The sequence below is a fragment of the Haladaptatus cibarius D43 genome, assembly GCF_000710615.1.
Lineage (GTDB): Archaea > Halobacteriota > Halobacteria > Halobacteriales > Haladaptataceae > Haladaptatus > Haladaptatus cibarius.
This window is the reverse complement of record NZ_JDTH01000001.1, coordinates 940,767-960,897: the sequence shown is the minus strand read 5'-3', so window position 1 is coordinate 960,897 and position 20,131 is coordinate 940,767. Positions and strand designations below refer to the sequence as shown.

Annotated in this window: 24 protein-coding genes; 13 read left to right on the top strand and 11 right to left on the bottom strand. The window is 58.3% G+C overall.

Features of this window, described 5'->3' with window-relative positions; all coding sequences use genetic code 11:
* Nucleotides 1–654 carry a hypothetical protein gene (locus HL45_RS05065; RefSeq protein WP_049969997.1) on the bottom strand — a complete coding sequence of 218 codons (654 nt, stop codon included), beginning with the start codon at nucleotides 652–654 and terminating at the stop codon, nucleotides 1–3.
* A gap of 202 nt (nucleotides 655–856) precedes the next feature.
* On the opposite strand from HL45_RS05065, the gene HL45_RS05060 reads away from it, so the two are divergent.
* Nucleotides 857–1,438, top strand: coding sequence for an NADPH-dependent FMN reductase (locus HL45_RS05060; protein WP_049969996.1), 582 nt, complete (start codon nucleotides 857–859; stop codon nucleotides 1,436–1,438).
* 20 nt (nucleotides 1,439–1,458) lie between these two features.
* Here the strand turns inward: HL45_RS05060 and HL45_RS05055 are convergent, their stop codons facing one another.
* Together HL45_RS05055 and HL45_RS05050 are read right to left on the bottom strand one after the other, a co-directional pair.
* Nucleotides 1,459–2,025: a hypothetical protein gene (locus HL45_RS05055; RefSeq protein WP_049969995.1), complete on the bottom strand. Its 567-nt coding sequence runs from the start codon at nucleotides 2,023–2,025 to the stop codon at nucleotides 1,459–1,461.
* 47 nt (nucleotides 2,026–2,072) lie between these two features.
* A complete protein-coding gene (locus HL45_RS05050; protein ID WP_049969994.1) occupies nucleotides 2,073–3,041 on the bottom strand; it encodes a serine protease family protein in 969 nt (322 codons plus the stop codon).
* 247 nt (nucleotides 3,042–3,288) lie between these two features.
* Here HL45_RS05050 and HL45_RS05045 point away from each other — a divergent pair, with 247 nt between their 5' ends.
* From HL45_RS05045 to HL45_RS05015, 8 genes are all read left to right on the top strand, one after another.
* Entirely contained in the window at nucleotides 3,289–3,876 is a 588-nt protein-coding gene (locus HL45_RS05045) for a thymidine kinase (protein ID WP_049969993.1), read from the top strand.
* A gap of 8 nt (nucleotides 3,877–3,884) precedes the next feature.
* Nucleotides 3,885–4,484 (top strand): YIP1 family protein, encoded by a 600-nt coding sequence (locus HL45_RS05040; RefSeq protein ID WP_049969992.1) that lies wholly within the window; start codon nucleotides 3,885–3,887, stop codon nucleotides 4,482–4,484.
* 27 nt (nucleotides 4,485–4,511) lie between these two features.
* On the top strand, nucleotides 4,512–4,775 hold the full coding sequence (locus tag HL45_RS05035) for a hypothetical protein (RefSeq protein ID WP_049969991.1): 264 nt from the start codon (nucleotides 4,512–4,514) through the stop codon (nucleotides 4,773–4,775).
* A gap of 108 nt (nucleotides 4,776–4,883) precedes the next feature.
* The gene (locus HL45_RS05030) at nucleotides 4,884–5,135 is read left to right on the top strand and encodes a hypothetical protein (protein ID WP_049969990.1); all 252 of its coding nucleotides are present in this window, start codon (nucleotides 4,884–4,886) and stop codon (nucleotides 5,133–5,135) included.
* 94 nt (nucleotides 5,136–5,229) lie between these two features.
* On the top strand, nucleotides 5,230–5,394 hold the full coding sequence (locus tag HL45_RS05025; RefSeq protein WP_233274685.1) for a hypothetical protein: 165 nt from the start codon (nucleotides 5,230–5,232) through the stop codon (nucleotides 5,392–5,394).
* Between the two features lie 87 nt (nucleotides 5,395–5,481).
* Nucleotides 5,482–7,548: a DHH family phosphoesterase gene (locus HL45_RS05020; RefSeq protein WP_049969989.1), complete on the top strand. Its 2,067-nt coding sequence runs from the start codon at nucleotides 5,482–5,484 to the stop codon at nucleotides 7,546–7,548.
* A gap of 251 nt (nucleotides 7,549–7,799) precedes the next feature.
* Nucleotides 7,800–7,946: a hypothetical protein gene (locus HL45_RS20740; RefSeq protein WP_158413662.1), complete on the top strand. Its 147-nt coding sequence runs from the start codon at nucleotides 7,800–7,802 to the stop codon at nucleotides 7,944–7,946.
* 150 nt (nucleotides 7,947–8,096) lie between these two features.
* Nucleotides 8,097–9,758, top strand: coding sequence for a tRNA uridine(34) 5-carboxymethylaminomethyl modification radical SAM/GNAT enzyme Elp3 (locus HL45_RS05015; protein ID WP_049969988.1), 1,662 nt, complete (start codon nucleotides 8,097–8,099; stop codon nucleotides 9,756–9,758).
* 332 nt (nucleotides 9,759–10,090) lie between these two features.
* Here HL45_RS05015 and HL45_RS20735 read toward each other — a convergent pair whose 3' ends face one another.
* The 4 genes from HL45_RS20735 to HL45_RS04995 all read right to left on the bottom strand — a co-directional run bounded on the left by HL45_RS20735 (nucleotide 10,091) and on the right by HL45_RS04995 (nucleotide 13,647).
* Nucleotides 10,091–10,258 carry a hypothetical protein gene (locus HL45_RS20735; RefSeq protein ID WP_158413661.1) on the bottom strand — a complete coding sequence of 56 codons (168 nt, stop codon included), beginning with the start codon at nucleotides 10,256–10,258 and terminating at the stop codon, nucleotides 10,091–10,093.
* Nucleotides 10,259–10,637: 379 nt separating this feature from the next.
* The gene (locus HL45_RS05005) at nucleotides 10,638–12,176 is read right to left on the bottom strand and encodes an aldehyde dehydrogenase family protein (protein WP_049969986.1); all 1,539 of its coding nucleotides are present in this window, start codon (nucleotides 12,174–12,176) and stop codon (nucleotides 10,638–10,640) included.
* Nucleotides 12,177–12,259: 83 nt separating this feature from the next.
* A complete protein-coding gene (locus HL45_RS05000; RefSeq protein ID WP_049969985.1) occupies nucleotides 12,260–12,763 on the bottom strand; it encodes a cupin domain-containing protein in 504 nt (167 codons plus the stop codon).
* Between the two features lie 65 nt (nucleotides 12,764–12,828).
* On the bottom strand, nucleotides 12,829–13,647 hold the full coding sequence (locus tag HL45_RS04995) for an RIO1 family regulatory kinase/ATPase domain-containing protein (RefSeq protein ID WP_049969984.1): 819 nt from the start codon (nucleotides 13,645–13,647) through the stop codon (nucleotides 12,829–12,831).
* A 348-nt stretch (nucleotides 13,648–13,995) separates the two neighbouring features.
* Between HL45_RS04995 and HL45_RS04990 the strand changes: the two genes are divergently transcribed.
* Nucleotides 13,996–15,138: an acyl-CoA dehydrogenase family protein gene (locus HL45_RS04990; protein WP_049969983.1), complete on the top strand. Its 1,143-nt coding sequence runs from the start codon at nucleotides 13,996–13,998 to the stop codon at nucleotides 15,136–15,138.
* Nucleotides 15,139–15,173: 35 nt separating this feature from the next.
* Here HL45_RS04990 and HL45_RS04985 read toward each other — a convergent pair whose 3' ends face one another.
* Together HL45_RS04985 and HL45_RS04980 are read right to left on the bottom strand one after the other, a co-directional pair.
* A complete protein-coding gene (locus tag HL45_RS04985; protein WP_049969982.1) occupies nucleotides 15,174–15,707 on the bottom strand; it encodes a cob(I)yrinic acid a,c-diamide adenosyltransferase in 534 nt (177 codons plus the stop codon).
* Nucleotides 15,704–15,946: a glutaredoxin family protein gene (locus HL45_RS04980; RefSeq protein WP_049969981.1), complete on the bottom strand. Its 243-nt coding sequence runs from the start codon at nucleotides 15,944–15,946 to the stop codon at nucleotides 15,704–15,706. Before HL45_RS04980 ends, HL45_RS04985 begins: the two co-directional genes overlap by 4 nt.
* 110 nt (nucleotides 15,947–16,056) lie before the next feature.
* On the opposite strand from HL45_RS04980, the gene HL45_RS04975 reads away from it, so the two are divergent.
* From HL45_RS04975 to HL45_RS21100, 3 genes are all read left to right on the top strand, one after another.
* Nucleotides 16,057–16,566, top strand: a complete 510-nt coding sequence (locus HL45_RS04975; protein ID WP_049969980.1) for a pyridoxamine 5'-phosphate oxidase family protein — start codon at nucleotides 16,057–16,059, stop codon at nucleotides 16,564–16,566.
* A 96-nt stretch (nucleotides 16,567–16,662) separates the two neighbouring features.
* Nucleotides 16,663–17,667: a DHH family phosphoesterase gene (locus HL45_RS04970; RefSeq protein WP_049969979.1), complete on the top strand. Its 1,005-nt coding sequence runs from the start codon at nucleotides 16,663–16,665 to the stop codon at nucleotides 17,665–17,667.
* Between the two features lie 48 nt (nucleotides 17,668–17,715).
* The gene (locus HL45_RS21100) at nucleotides 17,716–17,883 is read left to right on the top strand and encodes a DUF7838 family putative zinc beta-ribbon protein (protein WP_162833845.1); all 168 of its coding nucleotides are present in this window, start codon (nucleotides 17,716–17,718) and stop codon (nucleotides 17,881–17,883) included.
* A 288-nt stretch (nucleotides 17,884–18,171) separates the two neighbouring features.
* On the opposite strand, the gene HL45_RS04965 is transcribed toward HL45_RS21100, so the two are convergent.
* Together HL45_RS04965 and HL45_RS04960 are read right to left on the bottom strand one after the other, a co-directional pair.
* Nucleotides 18,172–18,531, bottom strand: a complete 360-nt coding sequence (locus HL45_RS04965; protein ID WP_144240003.1) for a hypothetical protein — start codon at nucleotides 18,529–18,531, stop codon at nucleotides 18,172–18,174.
* Nucleotides 18,532–18,716: 185 nt separating this feature from the next.
* The gene (locus tag HL45_RS04960; protein WP_049969977.1) at nucleotides 18,717–20,120 is read right to left on the bottom strand and encodes a PQQ-dependent sugar dehydrogenase; all 1,404 of its coding nucleotides are present in this window, start codon (nucleotides 20,118–20,120) and stop codon (nucleotides 18,717–18,719) included.
* Between the last annotated feature and the right edge of the window lie 11 nt (nucleotides 20,121–20,131).

Sequence of the window (20,131 nt, the reverse complement as noted above, 5' to 3'; positions counted from 1 at the left end):
TCAAACGGACTGAGTACGCTTTTCGATAACTTCTCGAAGCACGGACTCGACTTCTCGAAACGTCGTCTCGTCTTCGAACCGCAACTGCTCAGGCGGGTTGTAGACCAGCGACATTGCGCCCATCAATACTCGACCGACAGCGCCCGAAGTTGGGTCGGGTTTCCACTGTAGTGAAATTGTTTGTGTAGCCTCATCCACACGCACGGCTTCGAGATTCGAGAGACCGTAGCATCCGCGGGTTCGGAACCCGCCACCGCCGACACAGAGGGACGTGCCCGAAATGGTGTATTCGCGGCCATCCTGTTCCCACTCGACCTGCGTTCCCCCCGGAAGGACGCAGGCCCGCTGGTCGGAAAGGACTGCGTCAACCTCATCCACGAACCCCTCTTCCGAGTCGTGAAGCCAACAGTAGTTGTGATGTGGAACCGCGTAGAACAGCCACTCGTCTCCGTCGTAGAGCGTGATTTGGTTGACGAAGTGGATTCCACAGATACCGTCCGTAAGCGACCACAGTCGCCGAAACTCTTCCGCGGTGGCGGGAAGTTCGCCGCGATACCACGCGCCGCGCTGGACGTCGTCCGTCCACGAAAACGAATCCCGAACTGCTTTCCACGTTTTCCGACAGCGCGGCGTGTCTTCGAACGTCGCCTCCAACTCGTCGTGTTCGATTCTGACGAAGCCAGTCGTTGCGCGGTCGAGAACGATTCAAAATTTCAGCCGTCGCCTCGTAATACTCGGTGGACTTCACCAGCAAATCGTGAGTACGCGAAGTCGCATCGAAATCGGGTGCAGTCACTACCTCTGATTTCTCGTGACTGATACTTAGCTATATTCGCTTTCACACCCAGAGGACAGCATGGCCAACCAACCACACATCGTTGCGATTTGCGGCAGTCTCCGGGACGAAAGCGCGACGCGCGTCGCGCTTTCCGGCGCACTCTCCGGCGTCGAGGACGCGGGTGGAACCGGCGAATTCCTCGATTTGCGCGAGTTCGACCTGCCGTTGTACGACGCGGGCGACCGATTGGCGGGCGATGCCGAAGAATTGAAACGTCGCGTGCGCGAGGCCGACGCGGTCATCCTCGGGACACCGATGTACCACGGGTCGTACTCCTCGCCGCTGAAGACGGCCCTCGACTACTGTGGCTTCGACGAGTTCGAACAGAAGACGGTCGGTCTGTTGGCGGTCGCGGGCGGTCGATTCCCGATCACCGCGATGGATCATCTTCGGTCTGTTTGCCGGTCGCTCGACGCGTGGGTGTTGCCCTACGAGGCCGCCGTGCCGCGGGCACACAGTGCGGTACGGAACGGGAAATTTACGGACGACGAGCTGGCAGAGCGGGTGGCAACGCTCGGTGAGCAGGTCGTTCGGTACTGCAAAATCGAACCGTGTCCGGCGAGTTTCGAGAGCGAAGAAAATATCGGCGCGGTCGATTGAATGAGCAACCGCGGTCGAAACTACTCTTTTCGCGTGATGTTCAGTACTATCCGATAGTTGATTCCATCGAACGAAAGGTCACGTCCACCTGTACCGTTCACCGTGTGACGACCTTCGTAGAGGTTTGGAGTTCCATACGGAATGGAATACGTTCTCTCGAGCGATTCGTCCGGTTCGAGCGTGGTCTGCCGACCGACCTCGTCTACTCCGACGACCATTTCATCCTCGACCTGCACGTACTGACTCCGCTCGTACGCATCGGTCCAAAGCAGTATTCGTTCGGTATCGCGGTATCCGTATAGGACGCCGAACGGGGCGGGAACACCACTTTCAATCGGAGTCGGTGAGCTACCGGCATTGTGTAGACGGAACGAAATCCGTGCCGGACTGGTCGGTGTTATGTCGGAATCAAGCGTTCGTACTGATAACTGCAGCTCCGAATCCGAACTCGGTCGAACGGTAGTCGAAACGGTGTAGTGAACGTCTTCCATCGGTCGGTCTTGTGGTGAGTTTTGACGTGCGTCGGTGACGCATCCGGTGAGCGAAGCGAGGGCCAGAACGAACGAGCGGCGTCGAAGGGAGGGCATAGGTTATTAGTCGCTGAAGTTGTACTTAAGTTTTGACATCTGGCCAATCAGTAGAGCGTCATACCGATGGCATCGAGCAGTTCGGTGCCGACCATTCCACGGCAGTGCTCCCCGTCCCAGTTGGTGAAGTAGCCTTGGTGCATGCAGATGAGTTTCCCATCGTAATCCACCCACGGGCCACCCGAGTCCCCACCAGTGGTGGGGTGGTCTGAGAACTCGGCTTGATAATCGACGCGGGCGTTTCGTTCGGTGTCATAGCAGGAACTGTAGGCGTAGCATGTCTTTCGTCCACCATAGTAGCCACCGACGGTCGCTCCCCAAGCGACCGCATCCGTGAGACCGCTGAAGTCCCACGTTCCCGTTATCTCTTTGAGATTCGGTTCGAGCGTATCCCGAACATCCACCGCGTCCGTCGCTCGGTACTTCGCAGCGTCCATCCCGGTATCCATACCCGAGAAAACACCGACCTTCCGGCCGTTCTGATAGAGATATTTGTCGATTTTCTCGTCCGCGACGTGCCAGCACGTGAGAATCATCGGGTCGTTCGTATCGGCATCGTATCCCGCCAAACAGGCGGTACCAGTGGCGATGTATCCGTCCGGAATCCGGACGTAGATGCCAGCACACCCCTCAACGGGGTCGACGGTCTGATTGTCCCGGCTTCCGCCGTCGCAATCGCCCTCCAAAACCAATTCACCCTCCTGTTCGGTAGTCGTGATCGGTGTTTGTTGAATCCGGTTCGGGAGCGCGGACTGGGCACGAAGCGTGTTCTTTTTGCCATCGAGTCGGAGTTGAATCGCGAGGTCGGTTTCGTCCTTGGATTGCTGTTCGATACCGACGCCGCGAATGACCGGGTGCTTGTCTAGTAGCCCCGCAATGTCCATCTTTTCGTACACTTTGAGACGGCGATACCGTTCCTTCGGAACGATACGAACCGTTTCCGGGTTTCCGTGAACGTCGCGTGTGAACGAGTGGCACGCAGTCCGGCGTTTTTCCGTGTGCAGATTCGACGGCATGCCGAAGTCCCGTGACGCCCGTCCCGAGCGCGGCGAACGATTTCAAAACGGTACGTCGGGAATGGTTTTTCCCAGAAAGATCAACAACTGTTCCCTCAGATATTTTATCTGCCATCATATGAAACATATTTTTGTATCGTAATATAGTCTTGGATTATACATTCGATGAAACGAACAAACGAAGTTCTGGAATCTCCGGAGACGAAATGAGCAATCCTTTTGCCGTCGGATTGAGCGCAGTTCGGATATGCACAAAATCACGAACAGCGGGTGGGTCGAGGTAATCACCGGCTGCATGTTCTCCGGGAAAACCGAGGAACTGCTCCGTCGGCTTCGTCGCGCGGAAATCGCGGGCCAAGAAGTCGCCGTGTTCAAACCGGCGCTGGACGACCGATACGGCGACGATACTGTCGGCTCACACGACGGCGCGTCGTGGGACGCGACAGTTGTCGAACCGGACGACGAAGGTGTCTGGGAAATACCCGAGAAACTGAACGGCGAGAAAGTCGTCGCCATCGACGAAGCGAACTTCTTTTCCGCGGAACTCGTCTCCGTCTGCGAACAGTTGGCCGAGGACGAACGTCGCGTCGTCATCAGCGGAACCGACCAAACGTTCCGGGCCGAACCGTTCGACCCGCTTCCGCAACTCATCTCGGTGTCGGAGTACGTCGAAAAGTTACAGGCAATCTGTGCGAAATGCGGCGAACCAGCGACGCGGAATCAGCGACTCATCGACGGCGAACCGGCACACGTAGACGACCCGACGATTTTGGTGGGAGCACAGGAGTCCTACGAAGCGCGGTGTCGGAACTGTCATACCCTCCGAACTGACTAAGAGAAACTGTGACTCAGTGGGTCGAAAATCCGGCGGGCGGGCGTGACCGAGGGCTGCAGGCAATCGTCCGTGCGTGGGCCGAGGTGATGGTACGACCGAAACGGTTCTTCAACGTCGGTGTCGCCCCCGGCGACCAAGCGCCGGGACTGGTGTTCGGCGTCCTCGTCACGCTCATCGAGGTTTCCTCTCGGATAGCGTTCGGCGGGGTGTCCGTCGGCGACTCCCTTCTCTCGAAACTGTTCGCGCTAATCGTGGTCGGCCTATTCATCGCGCCTGCTGCCCTCCATCTGACGGCGGCGCTTCAGACGGTCATTCTGATGGCGTTCGTTCCCGCCCGGGGCGGAATCAGCGAAACTGTGCAGGTCATCGGCTACGCAGTTGCACCCTGCCTGCTCGCCGGGCTACCATTCCCGAAGGTACGGGCGGCTTGCACGCTGTACGGAGCGATACTGCTTGCCGTCGGAACGAGCGAGGTCCATAGTACCTCGCTCGTCCGTGCGGCCATCGTCACCGCGATTCCGTCGGCGCTCGTGTTCGGCTATGGGTTTCGTGGGTTCGATGCCTTCGCAACCGTCTTTCCCTCCCTCGCAGCCGTCGTCCCGTGGTAATTAAGCCAAGGAGGGCGTATCGAAAGTATGCTCAACCTGCGTATGGACAATTTCATGGTCGAGTTGAAGGATGGGTCGCTGAAAAACGTCGGGCCGACGAACAAAAAAGGGACGGCGAAACTGTTCAACGTCGAATCGGCAGAAGCGCGCGAGTTCGGCGACAAGCGCGTCAAACTCGTGTTCGAGGACGAGGACGGTAACGAGGTGCAGGTCGCCCTGTTTCCCGACCACGTCCGGAAAATCGCGGACGAGATTGAAACCCTCGAAGAAGACAGTCCTGTTTTCGAATAAGCAGCGAAAGCGATTCGCTATTTTGAAACGCGGTCTTGTTGCAACCCTTTCGAAGGGTTAGCGACTCAATAATAATATTGTGGTATGTTGTAGCACGATGTGGCGAGCATGTCAACGATTACCGACCCGGAGACGAAAACTGTCCGGACGAGCGACGAGGAAGCGAAGTCGTCCGACTACTCGCTTTCGACCCCGATTCAGCGTATCGGTTTTTGGACGGCCGTCGCACTTCCGTTTCTGTACGTGCCCCTGCTGGCAACCGGCCTCGACACGCCCGGCCAGTTGCAGACGTTTCTCATACTGGTTGCGATAAATCTGACTGCACTCCTCATCGGTCATCGACACCGAGCGAAGGCTTAACAGGTCACTAATCAGAACGTTGGATGTTAGCATGAACCACATCAATTATATTAGTGAGAGTATAACTATGCCGTTTCGTCTCGCATGAAATGGTATGTCCCAGTCAGCCATGTCCGTCGGGTGCCCGCACTGCGGAACGGCATCCGCGGTCGAACTAGCGACCACCGATGGGGCCGAACGCCCGGACGAAGAACGCCTCAAAGGAAGACGAGTGGACTGTCAGCACTGCGGCGACGACTTCTCGTTTTACTACTATTGACCCCCGCTCGTCCGAAACAGATGGAGACGAATGTTCGTCGGGATTTCGACAACCGTTTTAGGCCGGGACTATTTTGTCCCAGTATAAATGGGTAACTGCGTCATTTGCGGAACGTCTGTCGACGGCCCAATTTGTTCGAGCCACGAGCAGGACGTTCTATTCGAATTCGAAGGAAACCACCCGCAGCAACTCTCTGTGGGTCGATACTACAAAGGTACGGTCGATGGCTTCGCCGACTTCGGCGTCTTCATCGATGTCGGTAAAAACGTCACCGGCCTCCTCCACAAAAGCGAACTAAACCAGCGACTCGAAAGTATCGACTGGAACTCCGGCGACACCGTGTTCATCCAAGTTCTCGGCGTCCGTGACAACGGCAACGTCGACCTCGGATCGTCCATCCGCCAGTCGGAACGCGAGTTCCGCGGCAAGCTGATTCAGAACGCCGAAAACACGTATCTCCCCGACGAATCCGAAACCGAACGAACGGAACAGTCCGACTCAGAGCAGTCGAGCCAGCAGTCACGAACCGAAGCGAACGAAACGAAAGAGCAGGAAGAAAGCGAAGCACCCGAACCCTCCCCAACCACTGACGGGTCGGGAAACGCGGTCGGTAGCGCGACAGTCTCCGAACACAAAGAACCGCTGGAGCGCGTCCCCATCGACAGTTTGAGCGACCGAGTCGGCGAACGCGTCCGAATCGAGGGCGAAATCGTCGGCGCGAGTCAGACCAGCGGCCCGACCGTCTTCGAACTGCGCGACGAAACCGCAGTCGTGGACTGTGCCGCCTTCAAAGAGGCTGGCGTCCGCGCATACCCCGAAGTTGATACGGGCGACGTCGTCCGACTCGTCGGCGAAGTCGAACTCCGTAACAACGAACTGCAAGTCGAAACCGAACAACTCGACGCGCTCAGCGACGAGGAAGAGGACGCCGTCGTCACTCGGCTCGCCGAAGCACTGGAAAACGAAGCACGCCCGGCGGACGTTGACTTGCTCGCCGAGGACTCCGTCGTCTCCGCGATTCACGACGACATCACGGACGCCGCCGGAGCGATTCGCCGCGCCGTCATCGAGTCCCGTCCGGTCATCGTTCGACACAACGCGAGCGCCGAAGGCTACGTGGCCGGTGCCGCGCTCGAACGTGCAGTCCTCCCGCTGGTGCGCGAAGAACACGCACGAAGCGACGCCCAGTACCACTACTTCGACCGCCGACCGCTCGAAGACGGTTTGTACGACATGCAAGACGCGACGAAGGACGCGACGAACATGCTCGACAACCGAGAGCGCCACGACGAGAAACTCCCCCTCTTCGTTCTCGTGGACGCCGGAAGTACGGTCGAATCCGGCGACGGACTCGACCTGCTCGACATCTACGGCGCACCGCACGTCGTCATCGACACCCAGTATCCCGACGACGACGTGGCGGAGACGGCGGAAGTCGTCGTCAACTCACACCTCGGCGATTCGGACGAGGATGTCGCGGCAGGCGTCCTCGGTGCAAACGTCGCGGCTCACATCAACGACGACGTGCGCGAAGACGTCTCTCACCTCCCAGCAGTGAGTTACTGGGAAGATACACCGTCCGAGTACGTCGAACTCGCAACGGAAGCGGGCTACGACGAAGACCACGTCACGGCCCTGCGCGAGGCAGTCGCGCTGGAAGCCTACTACCAGTCCTACGAGGACAAGCGCGAACTCATCACCGACCTGCTCTTCGAGCACGCAAAACGCGACCTCGCCGAGCACGTCAGCGAGCAGTTCCGCACGAAACTCGAAAACGAACTGGACACCGCCGAACCGAACCTCTCGGTTCGCGGCGCGAACGGCGTAACCTTCACCGTCCTCGATACGGACGCCTACACGCACCGATTCGACTTCCCATCGACGGCCGTTCTCTTGGACGCGCTTCACCGCCACGACATCACGGGTCGTCCCGGCGGCCAGAACGTCACCCTTGGCCTCGCGGACGACGAAATCCACATCCGAAGCGACGTTGGCGTCAACGTCCGCGACATCGAAGACGAAGTCCGCGAGCGAGCACCTAACGCCGGAATCGTCGCTGTCGGCACCCGCGACGGCAAGTTCGAGTTCCTCCGCGGCGAGCGCGAGGCGGCACTCGACGCCGTCATCGAGTCGGTTAGCGAACACCTGAACTAGGCGCAAACGATTGTCTTTGTTATTTTGAAGCCATTCTGAATACATTCTTTCTACAGAGTCATTTTGGTGGTGAGGCAGTCTGCAGTCGCTAGGCGCAGGCCACGCCCTCACTCGGTCAGTCACTCGTGGCACAGCCACACGCTCCCTCCCGCACTCGCCCGTTGCCACTAGGTACGGCAGGCGGGCGAGTGCGACACACTCGCCCGCCAAGTGACTGGACGGGGTGCCACCGTGTGTCGGAAAACGAATTTATGAATGAAACGGCAGGACGAATTTCCGAAAAACGGTTGATCAACTTTGGATTGGGCGGGCAGGCCATCGGCCTGCCCGCCCTGCAGTTCTTGGAGGTAACGGGCGAAACGAGGAGCGAACGACTGCAAGGAGTGAACGACGAGTGAGGGCGTGGCCTATAGCCAGCACCAGCAACCATCTCATCGATAACACCGATTCACGTGCATATAGAAAGCCAAACAGAACCTCCTACTCACATTCCCAATGCTAGTCGTAGACGACACGCTTATCCGGGGCAAACGACCAAATACCACGTAATGAGTACCGAGACGCCGGACGCCACGGAGACGGAGGCGTTCGAGCAGGTCTGCGAGGCGCTCGTAGAGCGCATCCTCGCGGGCGACATCGAGCGCGACGACGTGGAGAGTGCAAAACTCCAAGCCTGCTCTGAGTTCTCCGCCGCGAAAGTGCCGAAGAACTCGGAGATTCTGGACTACGCGCCGAACGACCAGCGCGGGGAGCTAGAAGCAGTGCTGCAGCGCAAACCCGTCAGAACCGCGTCCGGTGTCTCCCCGGTTGCGATTATGACGAGTCCGCACCAGTGTCCACACGGGAAATGTCTTTACTGTCCCGGCGGCCCGTCCTCGGAGTTCTCCTCTTCGCAGAGCTACACGGGTCACGAACCCGCCGCGGCGCGCGGCGTGCAGAACGATTACGACCCCTACGGCCAAGTCACTCTGCGATTGGAGCAGATGCGCGAAATCGGCCACCCCGTCGATAAAGTCGAACTCATCCTGATGGGTGGCACGATGACCGCCCGGAGCCACGACTATCAGGAGTGGTTCGTAAAGCGCGCGCTGGAGGCGATGAACGACTACGACGTGGACAAGGAACCCGAACCGGCGGAAGGCGTGAGCTTTGCGCAGGATTTCGACGAGTACGAATTTTCGTATCTGGAGGACGTCATCGCCGAAAACGAGACGAACGACGTGCGCAACATCGGCACGACGTTCGAGACGAAACCCGACTGGTGTGACCCCGAGCAAATCGACCGCATGCTCGATTTGGGCGGCACGAAAGTCGAAGTCGGCGTCCAGACCACCTACGAGCGAATCAACCGCGAGATGCACCGCGGCCACGGCGCACAGGCGTCAATCGACGCGAACCAGCGACTCCGCGACTCGGCGTTCAAAGTCGGCTTCCACATGATGCCCGGGCAACCCGGCATGTCCAAAGAGATGTGCGTCGAGGACTTCCGGCGCATCTTCGAGGACGAGAAATGGAAACCGGACTACCTCAAAATCTACCCCACGCTGGTCGTCCGCGGAACCGCGACCTACGACTGGTGGCACAGGGACGAATACGAACCCCTTCGAAACGAGGAAGCCGCGGAAATCGTCGCGGAAATCAAGTCGATGATTCCGCGCTACGTCCGCCTCCAGCGCGTTCAGCGCGACATCCCCGCGGATTTCATCGACGCCGGAGTGTGGAAGTCCAATCTTCGCCAACTCGCCCGGAAGAAGATGGACGAACACGGCTGGACGTGTGACTGCATCCGATGCCGTGAGGTCGGCATGAACGACGAGGAACCCGAGAACGTCGAGATGGACGTGCTGACCTACGAGGCGGGCGGCGGCACGGAACATTTCATCAGTTTCGAGGATTTCGACAAAGACCTGCTCGTCGGCTTCTGTCGTCTCAGATTCCCCGGCGACCCGGTTCGTCGGGAACTCGACAATGCCGCACTCATCCGCGAACTCCACGTCTACGGAAGCGAAGTGTCCGTCGGGTCGGAAAGCGAAGACAGCCAGCACCAACACCGCGGCTACGGGAGACGGCTAATGGAGAAGGCCGAAGACCTCGCGGCGGACGCTGGCTACGAGAAACTCAGCGTCATCTCCGGAATTGGTGCGCGCGAATACTACCGGAACAAACTGGGTTATCATCAGGATGGCCCCTACGTAAGTAAGCTAATCTGAGGGCTACTTTCGTTCTAGTTTCTATTCTACCAAACAATCTCGACACATCACCTCACGAACATCGCGTCTCGGGTTGCACAGATTTATAAGTGAGAAGCAAAAAGTTGGGAATGCCGATACGCGACGCTTTTCTCGTCGTCTGTCGGCATATCGGGACTGTGCGCCTCGTCGCGTGGGCACACTGGTCGGAACCCACCGGCTTCCGGAAGCCACACCCCAACCCCCTCGTCTCCAGTCGTCTTCCACTCTTCGCGAACCAAAACTGAAACACCATCTTCGAGAGTAGCTCTGCCCACTTTTTCGAATCGTCGATTGCAGTCAGACGAGACAGCTCAGTTCGAAGCGCGAAGAAACGACCTGACGAAAATCAGAACCGCGAAGACGACGAATGCGAGCGAAATCATGACGCTGGTTCCGAGTCCACCGAACACGACGACAAGATAGCTAACGGTGGCCCCGACAAGTGCTAGCGCGAACGTGAACAGGATATTTCGATTCATACGTTCGCATCAAACCGCCACGCTACTAAAACCGGGAGAACCGCGATCCAAAAGTTTGGGAAAGCGACTGTGTGTCTCAGTTCGAAGCGCGAAGATACGATTTGAAGAAAATGAAAATGCCGAATATGACGAACGCGAGAATGAACATCAAACTATCATCTACTGCCCCTCTCCCAATGAGGAGAAATGTTATTACTGCAGCGACGAGCGCCAACGCAAAGATAACGACGTCATCTCTGTTCATGGTTGATCCATTTTTTAGAACGATAAATGCTTTCTCGTCAAAATAAATCGGTCTTACGCGCATTCTGTAAAAACGAGAACGGAGTTCCCTCACGTTCGGCGAAACAAAAAAGCGCCTTGTTACACTCGGCGTTTCTTACTTTTCTTCTTCAGTCTTGATATCCGCCGACAGACCCTGTGCCATCTGGATGTCCTTCGAATTGTTGATGGTCCACGCCGTGCGCTCTGTGACCGCCTCGATGGCTTCGCGGGCGCTCGGGTAGCCGTTGCCGGACTTTTTCACGCCGCCGAACGGCAGTTGAACCTCTGCACCGATGCACGGGAGGTTGCCGTAGGCGAGGCCGATTTCCGCGTTGTCGCGGAAGTAGTTGACTTGGCGGTAGTCCTCGCTGATGATTGCGCCAGCCAGTCCGTATGGCGTGTCGTTGTGGATTTCGACCGCGTCCTCGATGTCGCCCGAGTAGCTCATGAGGGCGACGTGCGGGCCGAACACTTCTTCGTGGATACAGCGCAGGTCGGGGCTGTAATCGACTTCATAGACGAACGGGCCGACCCAGTAGCCGTCCTCGTGGCCGTCCGGAATCTCCTCTGCGTCGAGTTCCTCGCGGTCAACGAGGACTTCTGCGCCTTCGTCTTTAGCGAGTTGGTTGTACTTGCCGAACTTCTCGACCTGTTCTTCGTTGACCATCGGCCCCATGAAGGTGTCTTCCTCCAGCGGGTTGCCGACGGAGACGTTCTTTGCGAGTTCGACGTAGCGCTCTTTGAACTCGTCGTACACGTCTTCGTGGACGATGAGGCGCTCGCTGGAAACACAGCGCTGGCCCGTCGTCTTGAACGAGGACATGATGGCGCTGTGAACCGCGATGTCGAGGTCTGCGTTCTCGGTGATGACGATGCCGTTTTTGCCGCCCATCTCACAGGCCGCGAGTTTGCCGGGTTCGCCGCCGACCTTGCCCGCGATTTTGTGACCGACTTCCGAGGAACCGGTGAACAGGACGGTGTCCACGCGCTCGTCCTCGACGATGGCGTTTCCGGCGTCGCCGAAGCCTTGCACCATGTTGAACACGCCTTCCGGAACTCCGGCGTCCTCGAACATCTCTGCGATGATTTGGCCACACCACGGCGTCTGCTCTGCTGGCTTCCAGACGACGGTGTTCCCTTCGACCAGCGCGAGTGCCATGTGCCAGAACGGGATGGCGACCGGGAAGTTCCACGGAGTGATACAACCGATGATGCCTCGTGGCTTCCGGCGCATGTAGGCGTCTTTCGCGCCGATTTCGCTCGGTACCACGTCACCGTGCGGGTGGCGGGCGTTGCCTGCGGCCCATTCGACCATATGCGCCGCCTCGACCACATCGGCTTTGCCTTCGGAGATTTCCTTACCGCACTCCTTCGTGATGACTTCGCCGAGTTCGTCGGTTCGCTCTTTCAGTTCGTGGTAGATGTCCCAGAGGTGTTCCGCGCGGTCGATGTACGAAAGGCTTGCCCAGTCGTCTTCGGCCTCCGCTGCGGCGGAAAGCGCGGCGTCGATGTCCGCGGGCGTACCGCGCTGGAACTCGCCGAGCGACTCCTTCGTCGCCGGATTGACGCTCTCGAACGTCTCGTCGCCCTCGCCCTCTGTCCACTCGCCACCGATGTAGTGGCTGTAAACCTGTTCGCTAGCTTGTTGACTCATGTCTTCGGACGAAAGTCGAACGGGTACATTAAAAAAGACTCCCAATTCATAGCGACCGTTTTCCTATTTTTTCTCCCCCTCGCCTACTTTTCATCTCCGTGACAGTAATCCACTTCAGCATCCAGCGGGAAATAACCGCTCAGGGTTCGTCCTTCGTGGTCACCCGGCGCTGACCCCGCGAACACGCCGATTTTCCCCGAGTCGGGATACACCGACACGTCCGGCTCGCGCATGGTCGAAAAACAGAGGTAGCGAAGTTCATCATCGGAATCGTTGATGACCCGCCGGGCGTACTCTTCGCCGACCGGGAGCGCGACGTAGTCGCCCGCTTCAAGAGCCTTCCCGTCGTCTTCGATTCGAAGCGTTCCCGACCCGTCGAGGACGAAAATCGCCTCCTCGTTTCCGGTGTGGTAGTGGTAGGGCCACGATTTCTTGCCCGGCGGGAGTTCGTAGAGGCTACAGCCCAACTGCTCGCCGCCGGATTCCGTCCCCAACTGCTTGCGCCGAATCTGAAATTCGTCTCCGTGCGATTCTTCGTTCCAATCGAGATTCGATTCGTTGACGACTCGCGGTCGCTCGTCGTTCATACGTCTCCGTCACCGACTGCGAAAAAGAGCGTTTCGACGGCGAAAAGGCCGGTTCGAACCAGTAGTCAGCCGATTTCTTTGTCTTCTGCGTCGGCTAGCTTTTCGATTTCCCCTTTCACCGTGGCGGCGTCGAAATCGTGGTCGGGGCGCATGTTCACGAAGTCGAGGAAATTCCGGGCGGCGAGCAGTTCTTCGGCGGAATAATGCTCACGGGCGGCCATCACGGCGTCACGAGCACCGATGAGGGGAGTAAGCGATGCCAGCGCGCAGGCGAGGTCATACGACCTCGCCTCGTCGATTCGTTCTTCTTTGACGCTCGTCGCGTCAATGAAGTAGATTTCGTCGTTCGCGACGAGCACGTTTTCACCCCGCAAATCTCCGTGTGCGAGGTTGTTGTCGTGCATGCGCGAGAGATAGTGGAATAGTGCCGGGGCATGTTCGTGCATCCGCTCGTCCGTCATCTGCTCGAACGTTTCGAACTCCGGCAGGTACTCCATCACCAACACGCCGAGTCCGTCGTATTCGAATGCCTCAATCGGGGCAGGAACGTTCAGCCCGATTTCGCGCATCTTCTTCGTCGCTTCGAGTTCGTGGTCGGCCATCTCGTCCGGCCCGGCGAAATGCTCGAAAAAGCCCTCGGTGCCGCTCGAAAACGCACCCAAATTTCGGGCGCTGGTAAAGAGCGCGTGGACGAGCGAGTTCTGGTCGGACGTAATTTTGACGAACCACTGGTCGTCCACGACACAAGGGGTCGAAAGCCAGTTGTCGGCGTCGATGAACTCGACCCGAACCTCGTCGCGGTCGTATCGCTCCGCTATTTCGCGGATGACCGCTTCGATGCGAGGCCACTCTATCGTGCCACGTACCAGTCGCCGGATACCCATCAGTGGTTGGTTGGTCCCCATGATTGATAAACTCTCTCGCCGCAAGATTCCAGATATTCGGGAGCAATTTCTGTGGCTTCCGTAAATGAAAGCAGATTCTTTGTTTTGGTGTTCTCACGAGCGAAGCGAGTGAGGGCTCGAAGGAGGTTCCCCTCCTTCGGTGTCTTCGGGAGAGAAACGACCGAATGCTCACCATGCCAGAGGCATGGCGGTGTCCTCGTGAACGAAGTGAGCGAGGACACGCAACATCGGAGATGTTGCGGTGTCTCCGCGAGCAACGCGATCGGAGGCCCGAAGCAGGTACCCTGCTTCGGTGTCTTTATACTCCAACCTGCGCAAAAATTGGGCATGGATTTCAACCTCCCCGACGAGCACAGGATGGTACGGGACACTGTCCGGGAGTTCTGCGACGAAGAAATCGAGCCGATTGCACAGGAAATCGAGAGCGAACACCGATTCCCTGACGAGATTTTCGACCAACTCGCCGACCTCGACATGATGGGCGTCCCCGTCAGCGAGGAGTACGGCGGACTCGGCGGCGACCAGTTGATGTACGCTCTCGTAACCGAGGAACTGGGCCGTGTCTCCGGTTCCATTGGCCTCTCTTACGCCGCCCACATCTCACTCGCTTCGAAACCAATCGAACTGTTCGGCACGGAAGAACAGAAAGAGCGCTGGCTTACACCGCTCGCGGAGGGGGACTACCTCGGTTCGTGGGCGCTCACCGAACCCGGTTCCGGGTCGGACGCCAGCGACATGGACACCACCGCCGAGAAGGACGGCGACGAGTGGGTGCTCAACGGAACGAAGCAGTTCATCACCAACGCAAACGTCGCGGGAAGCGTCCTCGTGAAGGCCGTCACGGACTCCGACGCGGGCTACGACGGCATCTCGACGTTCATCGTTGACCCCGAGGAGGACGACGGCTTCGAAGTCACAACGGTCTGGGACAAGATGGGACTCAACGCTTCGCCGACCTGTGAAATTCAGCTTTCTGACGTGCGACTCTCCGAAGACCGCTTGCTCGGCGGAGAGGGCGAAGGCTGGGAGCAGACGAAAAAGACGCTCGACGGCGGCCGAATCTCCATCGCCGCGCTCTCGACCGGTATCGCACAGGGTGCGTTCGAGGCGGCTCACGAATACAGCCAAGAGCGCGAACAGTTCGGCAAGCCGATTTCGAAGTTCGACGCCATCCGGAACAAGGTCGTGGACATGGACAGGAAAATCGAACGCTCGCGCCTGCTGACCCACAAGGCCGCGTGCAAGTACGACGAAGGCTACTCCGTCTCCCACGAAAGCGCGCTGGCGAAACTCGACGCCAGCGAATCGGCCCGCAAAGTGTCCGAGGACGCGGTGCAGGTTCTCGGCGGGTACGGCTACACCGAGGACTTCGCCCCACAGCGATTCCTGCGCGATGCGAAGCTGATGGAAATCGGTGAGGGAACGAGCGAGATTCAGCACTTGGTTATCGGGCGAGAACTGGGACTGTAAGCAGTAGCAAATCTGTTTTACGATTAAAACTAATTTTAGTACGTCGGACTTTCCTCTCGCTCCTCATCTCGCTTGTTCACCACGCGCGCGAGGATGAACAAGGCATCCGACAGCCGATTCAGATAGGTCACGGCATCTTCGTTGATGTCCTCTTCACTCGCCAGCGCAACTGCTCGGCGCTCGGCGCGCCGACAGACTGCGCGAGCATGATGCAGATTCGCGCCGGATTCGCTTCCGCCGGGGAGGATAAAGGAGGTGAGCGGTTCTAACTCCTCGTCGTGGGCGTCCATCCACGATTCGAGCAGGTCGGCGTGTTCCGCACCGACCTGCGGGTCGTCCTCGTCGGGTTCCGGGTTGGCGAAGTCAGCCTGCACGATGTGGAGGTGGTTCTGGATTTCGCGGAGTTGTTCGTCCACGTCGTCGTGGCCCGTGGGTCGGCATCGTCCGATGAGGGCGTTTACCTCGTCCACCGTGCCGTAGGCCTCGATTCGCGGACTGGCTTTCGAGACGCGGGACATGTTTTGCAGGTCGGTCTGGCCCGCGTCGCCGCGCCCGGTGTAGATTTTCATGCGAGCGACTGCTCCACGTATTCCACGATTTTCTCACTTTCTGCCATCGTGACGCCCGAATCCTCGTTGACGAGGACGGGAACGCCGCGCTGGCCGCTGACGCGTTTTACCTCGTTTCGCTTCGAGTGGAGAGCTTCGACCCATTCGGTTTCGTACTCGATTCCCTCGTCGTCGAGCGCATCGTGGACTTTCTCGCAGTACGGACAGCCGTCGAGCGAGTACAGCGTTATCGAAGGCATGGAAAGGACATGGGGCGCGAGGGTAAAGTAAGCTCCCGTCCCGGCTGATACTCCCGTCGGTTTGATGATTACCTGTACAGTATTTCGCCACTCGGGTCGTACCCGATTCCATGGGGAGGGATGGAGAAACCGAAACGAACGAAAATCGGAATAGCGAGCCACAACGAACCCGACCGACCACCGAGGAAAGTTACGGAATCCCCGACCACGAAGATAGCCTGCTTTCATGGGCGTTCGTTCGGGAGAAGATGGCGGACGACGAAACCTACTGGGTGACGACCACGCTCCCGAACGGTCGCCCGCACGCCCGTCCAGTTTGGGGTGTCTGGGTAGACGACACGTTTCACTGCGGCGGCGGGGAGAAAACCCGTTGGGTGCGGAATCTGGTGGTAAATCCCGAAATCGTCGTCCACCGAGAAAGTGGCACGGAAGTCGTCATCATCGAAGGTGTCGCGGAGCGAATCGAGGAACCGAACTCCGAACTCGCGGAACGACTGGATTCGGCATACGAGGGAAAATACGGGATTCAGCACGGAACGCCCTTCTTCGCGGTTCGTCCCGAGACGGTGTTGGCGTGGAACGACTATCCGGAGGATGCGACTCGATGGCGGTTCGACTGATGCAACATATTTTGTATATCGATATATGATTTATTTTCCCACTTTGACGCCGATATCCAGCCACGGGTTGATATTTTCTCGGAGCGAACAGCTAGCATGACCCGCGCGCAGGAGTTGGCGGAGTACCTCGCGGGAACTGAATCGTTGGCAATCATTTGCCACGACAATCCGGATCCGGACTGCATCGCCAGTGCGCTCGCACTTTCGGCAATCGCCGAGTGGTGTGGGGTAGCGGACACGGAGCTGTTTTACGGGGGAATGATTTCCCATCAACAAAATCGCGCGTTCGTCAACTTGCTCCATCTGAATTTAGCGCACACAGAGGAGTTCGTTCGAGACGACTTCGACAAAATTGCGTTCGTAGACCACGCGACACCCGCGGGACACACGGAACTCGAATCCGTCGAGCCGGACATCGTCATCGACCATCATTCGACCGAGGCACCGGAGTGTGACTTCGTTGACCTCCGTGATGAGTACGGTGCAACGGCTTCTATCCTCGTGGAGTATCTCCGTGAACTCGGCACCAAAATGAACGTCCAGTTGGGGTCTGCACTGCTGTTTGCCCTCCATCGTGAACGAATCGACTACATTCGCGGGCCGACGACACACGAATACGAGGCTGCGCTGTACGTCTACGGCCACGCAGACCTCGAACTGCTCGAACGACTGTACGGTGCCGCATTCTCTCCATCGACGGTGGACGCGATTAGCGAAGCCATTCGAAACCGAGTACAACGCGGGGCGACCCTCGCCACTTCGGCCGGTCGAACCACCGAACGGGACGCGCTCGCACAGGCCGCAGACTACCTGTTGAACGTCGAAGGCGTGGATACAGTGCTCGTGTTCGGTGTCGTAGACAGCGCAGTCGAGATGAGTGCGCGTTCCATCGACCCCCGCGTACACGCGGGAAACGTCCTCCAACAGGCGTTCGATGACGTGGGGAGTGCGGGAGGACACGCCGATATGGCTGGCGCACAGATTCCGCTCGGTCTGTTCGCCGATTCGGACGCCGACGACGAGGAACTCGTGGATTTCGCTTCCCGACGAGTCGTCCACCGGTTTTTCGACGCGCTCCACCTCGAACGCGGCGAGGAGTAGACGGTCGAAACCAGTATCTTAAACTGCGCCAATCACGGAGAGGGGAACATGAGCCTCGAAATTCAACACGACTGTCCCGAATGCGAGGGCGAACAGACGTTCTGGCGCAGTGCGAGTACGACTCTCCATCTCGGCGAGAAAACGAAATGGCGCTGTTCGGAATGTGATTTCGGCATCGTTCGCATCAACGGCGATATCGACTCCGCATCGGCGTAACGACGACCACTCGGGTTTCGACTTTCCGATTTTCACGACCACTGACGGTGAGTAACGACGCTTTTTCGGTTCCAGTTCGATCTGTGACCGAACTGGATAAACTGTATAGTGATATAGCAAATCGCTCGTTTGCGAGAAGATGGGCGCTCACTGTCGGTCACGTCCCGTCAGAATCCTACTTGACGGGAGAAAGGTCGAACCGAAACTTTGTATCACGGAATCGAAAATTTATCGAACGAGACCATCGACCGTACTACTTCGAATCGAGCGCTACCCCGGAATAAATCACTACTCGCAGCCCATCTCAGCGCGGTACTGTCCGACCTGTGAATCGTTGACAGAGAGTTCGATGCGGAGATCGCTGGAGAGCGGCGCAGTTCCGACTTCTTGGCCCCATCCGCTTACGGTCGGCCCGACCAATTCGTAGGGATTCGTCCGAAACAGTCGCTCGTCGTCCAGCATCACGTCGAGTTCCGTCGCGTTGACGCTCGCGTTCCACTGAATCCATACGTCTACTGTTTCACCACGCACGGATGGCTGGACGGAACCGATTGCCCCCGTTCGATTCTCGTTCGTGAGGCGGCAGGGTTTCGAGACGACGGCCGTTTGCTGAACTGTCGTCGTCTTTTCGACAGTCGATTGGGCCACGGTTGAGAGTTCGTCCGTCCCGGAAGTCGGAGCTGTATCGAATACTGCGCTATTACACCCGGAGAGACACAGCAGGAGAACTAAACCAAGCGGTTTCAGGAGCCATTTCATCTGTCAACGGTAGCAGGGACAAACCATACGTATTGTGATAAGATGGGGTGGGACTCAGTCATTCGACACCATTCTCAAATCGCGTCACCCTCGTCCGGCGGAACGAGTTTATACACCCCACCGCTCCCCGTCACGCTATTCGTCTCGCTGGTGAGAACGAACAGTTCGCCATTTCCGCCGCGACCGAACGCCAGCACGTAGCGATTCAGTTCGCCGTTTTCGCTCCCGGCGATGCGAAATTCCCGTACCGGCCACTGTTCGCTCGAAGTGTTCGGTCTGCTGGCGAAAAACAGCCTGCCGCGTGGCGACCGAAACGACCGACTCCAATCCCCGAAAATGTAGTCGTCAGTACGATTTTGGAGCGCGCTTCCGTCGTATACGTAGCCGCCGATGACCGCAAGACCGACCGCCTGCCCGCCTTTTTTGTGCGGATATTCGATGATGGGGTCGGCAAACTGTTGGCCGTCGTGCGGTGGCTTACCCCTCGCGGAACCGGGGCAGTTCTTTCGGCGTTGTTTCGGGGCGTTAGCGTTGAAGCAATAGGTTCCTTCCCGCACGTTCCAACCGTAGTTGTCGCCCGCTTCGACCAGATTCACTTCCTCGAATCGTCGTTGCCCCACGTCCGCGACGAACAGTTCGTCGCCGGAAAACGACAGTCGCCACGGATTGCGCAGTCCCCACGCCCACACTTCCGGCAATCCGTTTTTGCCGACTAACGGGTTGTCGTCAGGAATCGCATACGGTTTGTTTTCCGCCCGGTCGTCCACGTCGAGTCGAAGGATGCTCCCGAGCAGGTTTCGGGTTACGTCCTGCCCGTTGCCGCCTCGGTTGCGCGTGTACCAGTCACTCGCGTGGCCTCGCCCCGTGTCACTCGCGCCGCCGCCGTCGCCGAGCGGAACGTAGAGATAGCCGTCCGGGCCGAACACGATATCCCCGGCGTTGTGGTTCGCCTGCGGTTCGGGCACTCCCAGAATCCGACGTTCTGACTCGGGGTTTGCAGCGAGCAAATCCTCGTTTGCCTGGAACTCGGACAAAATTGCAGTGTGGTCGAATTTCGGCGGTGTCGATGTTCCGGGCGGGGCGCTGTACCGAACGTAGAACCGCCGGTTGGTTCGAAAGTTTGGATGGAGTGCGAGTCCGAGCAGACCGCGCTCGTCGCTGAAATCGGTTCGCATCTTCAACCGGTCGCGCACGTCGAGAAACGGTTCGTCCGCGATTCCGTCGCCATCCAAAACGTAAATCCGCCCGATTTGGTCGATGATGTACTGATGGCCGACCTCCGCCGCGGTTTCGAAGCCGACCGGTTGTGTCAGGGGTTCGTCCGCTACTTTTTGCACTCCAATGCTGGCACCGGTCGGTATCGCTGGCCGTTGGGTGGCCTCGGTTCGAGTCGCAGAAATCGAACCGAAAACGGTGGCTCCGCCGATTGCAGTCCGCAAAAACCGTCGTCTGGAAACGCCCTCGTTTTGTCGTCTCATTTTCCCATCCA

What these genes read in the sequence shown, in the direction of transcription:
- HL45_RS05005 (WP_049969986.1), bottom strand. Translation starts at nt 12,176, where the DNA reads ATGAGTCAACAAGCTAGCGAACAGGTTTACAGCCACTACATCGGTGGC.
- HL45_RS04960 (WP_049969977.1), bottom strand. Translation starts at nt 20,120, where the DNA reads ATGAGACGACAAAACGAGGGCGTTTCCAGACGACGGTTTTTGCGGACT.
- HL45_RS05030 (WP_049969990.1), top strand. Translation starts at nt 4,884, where the DNA reads ATGTCAACGATTACCGACCCGGAGACGAAAACTGTCCGGACGAGCGAC.
- HL45_RS04975 (WP_049969980.1), top strand. Translation starts at nt 16,057, where the DNA reads ATGGGGAGGGATGGAGAAACCGAAACGAACGAAAATCGGAATAGCGAG.
- HL45_RS20740 (WP_158413662.1), top strand. Translation starts at nt 7,800, where the DNA reads ATGAATGAAACGGCAGGACGAATTTCCGAAAAACGGTTGATCAACTTT.
- HL45_RS05015 (WP_049969988.1), top strand. Translation starts at nt 8,097, where the DNA reads ATGAGTACCGAGACGCCGGACGCCACGGAGACGGAGGCGTTCGAGCAG.
- HL45_RS05050 (WP_049969994.1), bottom strand. Translation starts at nt 3,041, where the DNA reads ATGCCGTCGAATCTGCACACGGAAAAACGCCGGACTGCGTGCCACTCG.
- HL45_RS04995 (WP_049969984.1), bottom strand. Translation starts at nt 13,647, where the DNA reads ATGGGTATCCGGCGACTGGTACGTGGCACGATAGAGTGGCCTCGCATC.
- HL45_RS05055 (WP_049969995.1), bottom strand. Translation starts at nt 2,025, where the DNA reads ATGCCCTCCCTTCGACGCCGCTCGTTCGTTCTGGCCCTCGCTTCGCTC.
- HL45_RS21100 (WP_162833845.1), top strand. Translation starts at nt 17,716, where the DNA reads ATGAGCCTCGAAATTCAACACGACTGTCCCGAATGCGAGGGCGAACAG.
- HL45_RS04970 (WP_049969979.1), top strand. Translation starts at nt 16,663, where the DNA reads ATGACCCGCGCGCAGGAGTTGGCGGAGTACCTCGCGGGAACTGAATCG.
- HL45_RS05045 (WP_049969993.1), top strand. Translation starts at nt 3,289, where the DNA reads ATGCACAAAATCACGAACAGCGGGTGGGTCGAGGTAATCACCGGCTGC.
- HL45_RS05025 (WP_233274685.1), top strand. Translation starts at nt 5,230, where the DNA reads ATGTCCCAGTCAGCCATGTCCGTCGGGTGCCCGCACTGCGGAACGGCA.
- HL45_RS05020 (WP_049969989.1), top strand. Translation starts at nt 5,482, where the DNA reads ATGGGTAACTGCGTCATTTGCGGAACGTCTGTCGACGGCCCAATTTGT.
- HL45_RS04980 (WP_049969981.1), bottom strand. Translation starts at nt 15,946, where the DNA reads ATGCCTTCGATAACGCTGTACTCGCTCGACGGCTGTCCGTACTGCGAG.
- HL45_RS20735 (WP_158413661.1), bottom strand. Translation starts at nt 10,258, where the DNA reads ATGAATCGAAATATCCTGTTCACGTTCGCGCTAGCACTTGTCGGGGCC.
- HL45_RS05035 (WP_049969991.1), top strand. Translation starts at nt 4,512, where the DNA reads ATGCTCAACCTGCGTATGGACAATTTCATGGTCGAGTTGAAGGATGGG.
- HL45_RS05000 (WP_049969985.1), bottom strand. Translation starts at nt 12,763, where the DNA reads ATGAACGACGAGCGACCGCGAGTCGTCAACGAATCGAATCTCGATTGG.
- HL45_RS04985 (WP_049969982.1), bottom strand. Translation starts at nt 15,707, where the DNA reads ATGAAAATCTACACCGGGCGCGGCGACGCGGGCCAGACCGACCTGCAA.
- HL45_RS05060 (WP_049969996.1), top strand. Translation starts at nt 857, where the DNA reads ATGGCCAACCAACCACACATCGTTGCGATTTGCGGCAGTCTCCGGGAC.
- HL45_RS04990 (WP_049969983.1), top strand. Translation starts at nt 13,996, where the DNA reads ATGGATTTCAACCTCCCCGACGAGCACAGGATGGTACGGGACACTGTC.